Raw genomic sequence first — 7,052 nt, 5'->3', positions numbered from 1 at the left:
TTTTTTGATAAATCCATGCAATAAAACTAACTCTTCTTTTCTAACACAGAATAAAACCCTTACTATTCTGCCGCCAGTTAAATTGCTTCGTACTTCCCACAATCCCGTCCAAGTGCTTAATGAACGGCATAAAGGCATACCGACAGGCCACCCAAATTCCAGGGTTTGCAAATCTACACCAATGACTTTACGGTCTTCAGGCGTAAGGTTTTTAAGCCATTTCCGTACCGGTTCATTGCCTGAATCAGCACGAAAAAACCGGACTATAACCCTTTTAAGACCTTCCCTCATTTGCACCTCACAACACACAGTGTACCTCAAGAGGTACGGCCTGTCAAAAAACTTTTTTCTTTGCTTTTACAATCAGGTTTACAAGGATAGACAATTGAATTAATTTTAGAGGTAAAGCTTGGAACACAGGAGGAAGGCATGTGTCATGCTCTTTGTGTGATATATATCATATCCCATTCATAATCTGAACACGGTAAAAAGGGGGTTTTAAAACTGGTTATCTCCAACATTACCATACAAGACCACGGCTTCTTGAATATCAGTCAAAAGGAGTTGAAGCAACATCCAGTTACGTCTCTCAAACACAATAACGAGAGTATAATCAGCAAGATTCAATTGTTCTATTTTCGTTTTAATTTATTCCGTATCCAGGCAGGTTTTCTGCGACAATCGAGAACAGCAAACACGCACACGACATCATGCTGAATAGTGTAATAAACCGCAAATGGAAATCGCTTTGAAAGTAACCGATAGTATTTTCCATAATGTACGGGATGTATCCCACCGTATATTGACAACGAATCAATATCTGAAAAAAGCGTATCTTTAAAATAACTGCCTAATCCAGAAGATTGTTTTTCATAAAACCTGTAACCATCGACTAAATCCTGGCTTGCGGAGGGCAATACTTTTATCTTCATGAAATCTTATCTTCTATTTGCCGCTTTGCTTCGCTCCAATCAATAAATTCTTCTTTGCCACTTTCTATTGCCTTCTCCCTCTCCTCAAGGATGTCTTTATGCCACGAAGGAGAAACTATGTTTTCGTCCTTTTTGCACAAATCATCCCATATTGTTTCCATGGCTCGAATCTTATCCTCTGTCGTCATTTTTTCTAAAGGTAAAGTAATTCCCATTTTTTCTCCTCAAAATAATAACAATTCTAAAGTTTCAGGAATAGAACTTACTATACAGCTCCTCTATACCACTCCTATAAAAATAATTTCTATAAACATCAGATTATCACGTATAGGCATGAACAACTGAATGTTCATCTATTAATAGCACTATAAAACATAAGCCTATATGTTGTTGAAATCAAGATAAAAAAGAAAGCATGGCATCCCTGATGATCACCTGTCAAGTTTTATAGTATGAATGATTAATTTTTGAAATGGGGGTATGTTTTATGTTCAGAAAAATAGGACTCCTTGATTGTCAGTCATAATCTCAACATAAAAAAAGACAAACTTGCTGTAGTCAAAACGTAGTCAACTCCATCGTAATCAGTAGAATCCCACAGGATTCACCAGAATTATTTTAAAATCACAACTTATTGTACAACAAAGTGATAGCGACATAACAGACACTAAATCAGGCACTTATAAAATTTGTTAAAAATACCCTTTTTCAGAATGGGGTTCAAGAGGTCGCTGGTTCGAATCCAGTCGCCCCGACCATTTCCAACAAATGGGTTATTGAGGTGGCTTGGTTTGTCAAGACCATTTTATGCTATTTTTTATCGGAATGTGACCTTATATCAACATTTTTTTATCAGTTCTATGGCAACCTTTCTTACGTTGTCGTAATACGTACTGTAGCGTTCTTTGAGGGTTGCAAAATCAAGACTATCATCTGTTGCTGTAGCTAGCGTTGGCGCTGTTGGCAAGAAATTCTCAAATACAACAGTGTTGTGCGTTGCGACCATATCTTTTAGCTCATTATTGTGATCTTTAAACTGCTGTGTTCTTCTGTCTGTTTTGTTAAGAACAACCCCCAATATCTCAGGGCGTACTCCCGAATTTTCCATACCACGTACATTCTGAATTGTATTAAATGTATCATTTAAAGCATTTATTGCCAAACGAGTTGGCTCTGTTGGAATTATAATATGATTAGACAGGTGTAATGCAGCCAGTGAAAGCTTGTTTCTACTGTCAATATTTGCTGGAAGATCAAGAAGCACAAGATCAAAGTTTTCTTTAAATGCCTTTGTTAAGTATTTCTCAAATTGCTTAAAATGCTTCCGTCCGAAATCTTCCTCCAACTTTATTATGCTCTCTCTTTCTGGCACCATCACCGACAGTTTAGCAAGCGGGATTTGCCGAGTACCAGTTACCCCTTCCTCTCTTACAAATAAATAATCAGAAAATTCAGTATCTCGACCTTTATATACGTTAAGAAGTAAGTGAGAAAGACTGCGTTTTTCTGCCCTTGCACCTGCAACCCTTTGTAAGCCAAGGAGTGAGATTGCAGAAGACCCCTGACCATCTACATCTACAATAAGTACGCGAGCTTTTTTTCCCGCAATGCTAAGAGAGGAAAAAAAGTCTGCAAGAAAAAGTGTTAACGTAGATTTGCCAGCACCTCCTTTGTTATTATAAATTGCGATAGTTTTCATTAGTCTTCTCCCCTTAGTCCTAGCAAATGATAGTGTATAGATTACCTTCCATAAATTTGTATTTGTAGCATACTGGTTCAGATTTGCAAGTCGAAAACTCTAATAATGGACACTTACCAACTGTAATCAGGGTAGAGTAGGGGACAGGCTTACGCCAATCCCCCCCTCATCAAACGGTACGTTCAGCATAAACACTGTCTGGTCTGGCAAAAAACTCAACTCAGTCACCATCTTCGTCATAGGTTGCTGTAGGTACAAACTCAATATTTTCTTCAAGATAACCCAGTGCTATTTCTTCAAATTTCTTTTGTGTATTATATGTTCATAATGCTTTCTTTTGGCATATCCAAGTTCTCGGTACCCGCTTTTTCCCATCTCCAATGGTTAACAACATTCTTGTCGTTTACAAACATCAAAAAAACTTGATCATGTCAACGGCCATATACGATTTGATGAAACGCTTAAGGCGATGGACGGAAGGAATGAATTTTTACACTCGACAAGGAGTTTAAAATATTCTTTGTTGGTCATTTTCGCCGTTTTCATATTAGATTTAATAATATCTAATCGCATCTCTTTAATAAGTAGGAATTATCATTGGCCGGTGAACACCTACCTTTGTATAAACCTTGTGATCTCCTTTTTGTCTTTCAAAGGTAAATCCTGCTTTTTTAATATGCATTCAAGGATTTACCAACGAACATGTGTTATGCGTGGCATGCTTGTGTGCGTTGAATGTAAAAAGGAATGTTTATATCTAAATATTTTGATTTGTCTATTCTTTTTGGGGTATGTGGTACCTTGTGTAATAGTCTGAGGTCAGATTCTCTCAGGACCTGATCTAGTGTGCCTCTCCCAAAACAAGAAATCAGAAACAATGATAACGCTTCACATAAATTCTCTTTTGTTTTTTTATTGTTTTGCCTTGCGAATGCACGTCAATTACAGGGCAAGATGATACATACCAGTCATTGTCTTTCTTAATATCAAAAGGTAATTTGAATTCTATTATTGTTTGCATTATTGTAAAATACGAGTTAATCGATGTCAGTCATAATTAGCGAATTATACTGAAAAGTTTGTGCGGGTGTTTAAGAAGGAATCAAGATAAGAATAAAGCACAGGTGTTTAGTATGTAAGTATATTCTATAATGACCCAAAGGGGGGGGGGGTATCGGCTTTCATTTTTAATTAATTAACAACTGTTTGCATATCTATCAGTTTACTATTACGGTCTAATTTTTTTTCGCATTCATCTAACAATTTTTTAATTTCACCAATTTTAAACGGTTTATTAAACATATGGCAAGCAAGTCTCTTGGCATGTTTAATATTCTCATTTGTCCAGCTTCCTGACATTATTCCTATGTGTTGAGTTTTGCACCCCTTGCTTTTCTGGTACTCTATAAATTCAAACCCAGTCATATTTGGCATATCGATATCAGTAATGATAATATTCGGACAGATATGTCCTTCTGGACACGGGAACTCGTAGTCATGACATAAGGGGCTTAAAAAAGGCTCAGAGAAAGCGTGTACTTCATAGCCCCTATCTTTCAAGATACCATAGATTAAAGTCCTTAACGAGTCATTGTCTTCAAGAGCTATAGCTTTTAGTTTCATGATATCACCTTTAATCACAAATAAACATAAACCTCTTCTATTATCAGAACGAATTTTAAGCCAAATATTGTTCCATTAAAAAAAAATAAGGAGCATAAATATACCTTGAAAATATATTGTTAAAAGTTTATAGTAGAATGAAAGCAGTGTGTGTTTCTGTTTAAACTCTAAGTTTTGTTGATTAAAAAATATATTGGTGCTTTGACTTCCGAATATTACTTTTTTAAACTGATCCAGAAACTACTCTTTTTCCTCTGCTTTAGCTGCTTGTTCATCTGACTCAAATTTTGGCTCAGCTCCGTACTGAATATCCTCTGTAGATTGCGCTGAATCGGTTTCTTCATTAGCAGTTTCCTGTTCAGATGCAGTTTCAGACTTAATATCATCAGAATGAGAGGCTTCTTCCAGCGAAGCATAGCCTAAGGTAGTAAAACTTATAATTGCAAGTCCGCAATTAACATACTAAATGATTTTCTAATATTCATACCTATTACCTCCTAAATGTTAAGAACACACACATCTCAGCTTTACCATGCAATTATATTTGATATGTGAATGGTGTTTAAGAGAGAATAACAACGAACCTGACTTTTGTCAATGAGGTTAAAGGCAAGAAGAATAAAATCCTGAACCGGTTAGTTAAAAGCTTGCTAAAATGCGATGGCTGACCCTGTTTCACACTGTTTGTCTCACTATAATTCGACAGATCAAGATCAAAAAAAGTTGATGCGATATCCGACCGAGTAAGTATATCTTTTTCTCCGCTAATATTTATTACTTTGACTAAAAGCAAATATTATCATATAATCCGCATTTATTGAGTTATATTTACAGACATATGTTGTGCGCTGTAAACACTTGTATCATAATGAATTGAATGAGAGACACAGACAAGAAGCCCCCAAAGAAAAAATCTAAAAACCTGAAAACCAAGAAGACTGGTTTTTCTATAGGCTACCTCCTGCTTTTTCTAGTAGTTTTATATATTATACAGATGTTTTTGACACCTAAGGCCAGTGAAATCTCTTACAGCCAATTCAGGGAGTATCTAACTGCGGGAAAAATAGTAGATTGCACTGTGGGAGAAAAAGTGATTAAAGGACACTATGAAAGCGCAATATCTGATAAAGAGAGGCCGATTGCCTTTGTCACGGTACCTATTAAAGATATCGAACTGGTAAACGAGTTAGAGAAAAAAAATGTTGAGTTCAAGGGAGAAGTAGAGAATAATTTCCTGAGAAATATGATTATGTGGTGGGTCTTTCCTTTTTTAATTATTGGAATAGCCTGGTTTTTCATATCAAAAAGAATTGGAGGGATGGGAAGCCCCTTTGCATCTTTCGGAAAAGCAAAGATTAAACTTTATGCTGCGGAAGACGCAAAAAAAACTACTTTTGCAGATGTCGCCGGATGTGAAGAAGCTAAAGAGGAGCTGGAAGAGATAATAGAGTACTTAAAATACCCACAAAAGTTCCAAAAACTGGGAGGTAAGATCCCGAAAGGGGTCTTGCTTATAGGACCACCGGGAACAGGAAAAACACTTCTGGCAAAAGCGGTTGCAGGTGAGTCCGGCGTACCTTTCTTCTCAATAAGCGGATCTGACTTTGTAGAAATGTTTGTTGGAATGGGGGCTGCCAGAGTGCGTGATATGTTCTCACAAGCTAAGCAGAAGGCCCCTTGCATCGTTTTTATCGATGAGCTTGACAGCGTTGGAAGGCAGAGAGGTACGGGCTTAGGAGGTGGTCATGATGAACGGGAACAAACACTGAATCAGCTATTAGCCGAAATGGATGGCTTCACATCAAATAGTGGCGTTATTATAATTGCCGCAACAAACAGACCTGACGTTCTGGACAACGCGTTACTCCGTCCGGGAAGATTCGACAGGCAGGTTACTGTCGATAGACCTGATCTTATTGGAAGAGAAGAGATCTTAAAGGTACATGCTAAAGACGTTAAAATAGAACCTAACGGAAATCTCAACACGATAGCAAAGCGTACTCCCGGGTTTTCGGGCGCTGACCTCGCAAATGTCATTAACGAAGCAGCATTACTTGCAGCGCGTCGTGACAAAAGTTTCGTAGAAATGGCCGAGCTTGAGGAGTCGATAGAAAGAGTTATTGCCGGACCTGAGAGAAAAAGCAGGGTAATAAGTAATGAGGAAAAAAGTATTGTCGCGTATCATGAATCCGGTCATACTCTGGTAGCCGCTATATTACCTAATACTGACCCGGTACATAAAGTTTCTATTGTTGCACGGGGAGCTGCGGCACTGGGCTACACATTACAATTGCCTACTGAGGATAAATACTTAACCAGAGAATCTGAAATACGAGATACCATATGCGTACTTCTTGCGGGACGTGCCGCAGAAGAGATTGTCTTTAATGAATTATCCACCGGAGCTCAAAACGACCTGGAAAGAGTAACAAAATTAGCCAGGAACTATGTCTGTAAATTTGGTATGAGCAGCAAGCTTGGACCTCAAACATTTGGAAGGCAACAAGGAAATGTATTTCTTGGACATGATCTTGTACAGGAAAAAGAGTTCAGTGAAAAAACTGCGATAGATATTGATGCGGAAGTATCACAAATTATCAAAAGTTCTTACTCTAAAGCCAAGTCTTTGATTGAAGAGAACAGAGACAAGCTCAATCTCCTCGCGAAGAAACTCGAAGAAGAGGAAGTCCTGGAAGCTGAGCAAATTCTTGATTTACTTAATATTAAAGAAGAGAAGAAAAAATCTCCAAAGTCAAATGGAAGTTCTAGTGAAGGGAAGCAATCTTCCCTATCTTAAA

The 7,052-nt window shown here is 37.6% G+C and carries 7 protein-coding genes; 1 reads left to right on the top strand and 6 read right to left on the bottom strand.

The annotated features are described in order from the left end of the window. From SCALIN_RS17525 to SCALIN_RS23490, 6 genes are all read right to left on the bottom strand, one after another. A partial coding sequence (locus SCALIN_RS17525) for a type II toxin-antitoxin system RelE/ParE family toxin (RefSeq protein ID WP_096895741.1) occupies nucleotides 1–291 on the bottom strand: 291 nt, incomplete at its 3' end. Nucleotides 292–632: 341 nt separating this feature from the next. Further along, nucleotides 633–932 (bottom strand): type II toxin-antitoxin system RelE/ParE family toxin, encoded by a 300-nt coding sequence (locus tag SCALIN_RS17520; protein ID WP_096895740.1) that lies wholly within the window; start codon nucleotides 930–932, stop codon nucleotides 633–635. Further along, nucleotides 929–1,147 carry an addiction module protein gene (locus SCALIN_RS17515; protein WP_096895739.1) on the bottom strand — a complete coding sequence of 73 codons (219 nt, stop codon included), beginning with the start codon at nucleotides 1,145–1,147 and terminating at the stop codon, nucleotides 929–931. Before SCALIN_RS17515 ends, SCALIN_RS17520 begins: the two co-directional genes overlap by 4 nt. Before the next feature lie 623 nt (nucleotides 1,148–1,770). After that, nucleotides 1,771–2,631: a ParA family protein gene (locus SCALIN_RS17505; RefSeq protein WP_096895738.1), complete on the bottom strand. Its 861-nt coding sequence runs from the start codon at nucleotides 2,629–2,631 to the stop codon at nucleotides 1,771–1,773. 1,191 nt (nucleotides 2,632–3,822) lie between these two features. Then, nucleotides 3,823–4,254, bottom strand: a complete 432-nt coding sequence (locus tag SCALIN_RS17500) for a response regulator (protein WP_096895737.1) — start codon at nucleotides 4,252–4,254, stop codon at nucleotides 3,823–3,825. Between the two features lie 215 nt (nucleotides 4,255–4,469). Next, nucleotides 4,470–4,598 (bottom strand): hypothetical protein, encoded by a 129-nt coding sequence (locus SCALIN_RS23490; RefSeq protein ID WP_261341039.1) that lies wholly within the window; start codon nucleotides 4,596–4,598, stop codon nucleotides 4,470–4,472. Between the two features lie 533 nt (nucleotides 4,599–5,131). On the opposite strand from SCALIN_RS23490, the gene ftsH reads away from it, so the two are divergent. After that, complete coding sequence (ftsH, locus tag SCALIN_RS17490; protein ID WP_096895735.1) at nucleotides 5,132–7,051, top strand: ATP-dependent zinc metalloprotease FtsH; 1,920 nt, start codon at nucleotides 5,132–5,134, stop codon at nucleotides 7,049–7,051. Nucleotide 7,052 lies beyond the last annotated feature (1 nt).

The sequence above is a fragment of the Candidatus Scalindua japonica genome, from assembly GCF_002443295.1.
In the GTDB taxonomy this organism is placed as follows: domain Bacteria; phylum Planctomycetota; class Brocadiia; order Brocadiales; family Scalinduaceae; genus Scalindua; species Scalindua japonica.
Note: the sequence above shows the minus strand (reverse complement) of the source record. Positions and strands in the feature narration are given on the sequence as shown.

What these genes read in the sequence shown, in the direction of transcription:
- SCALIN_RS17515 (WP_096895739.1), bottom strand. Translation starts at nt 1,147, where the DNA reads ATGGGAATTACTTTACCTTTAGAAAAAATGACGACAGAGGATAAGATT.
- ftsH (WP_096895735.1), top strand. Translation starts at nt 5,132, where the DNA reads ATGAGAGACACAGACAAGAAGCCCCCAAAGAAAAAATCTAAAAACCTG.
- SCALIN_RS17520 (WP_096895740.1), bottom strand. Translation starts at nt 932, where the DNA reads ATGAAGATAAAAGTATTGCCCTCCGCAAGCCAGGATTTAGTCGATGGT.
- SCALIN_RS17500 (WP_096895737.1), bottom strand. Translation starts at nt 4,254, where the DNA reads ATGAAACTAAAAGCTATAGCTCTTGAAGACAATGACTCGTTAAGGACT.
- SCALIN_RS17505 (WP_096895738.1), bottom strand. Translation starts at nt 2,631, where the DNA reads ATGAAAACTATCGCAATTTATAATAACAAAGGAGGTGCTGGCAAATCT.
- SCALIN_RS23490 (WP_261341039.1), bottom strand. Translation starts at nt 4,598, where the DNA reads ATGAAGAAACCGATTCAGCGCAATCTACAGAGGATATTCAGTACGGAG.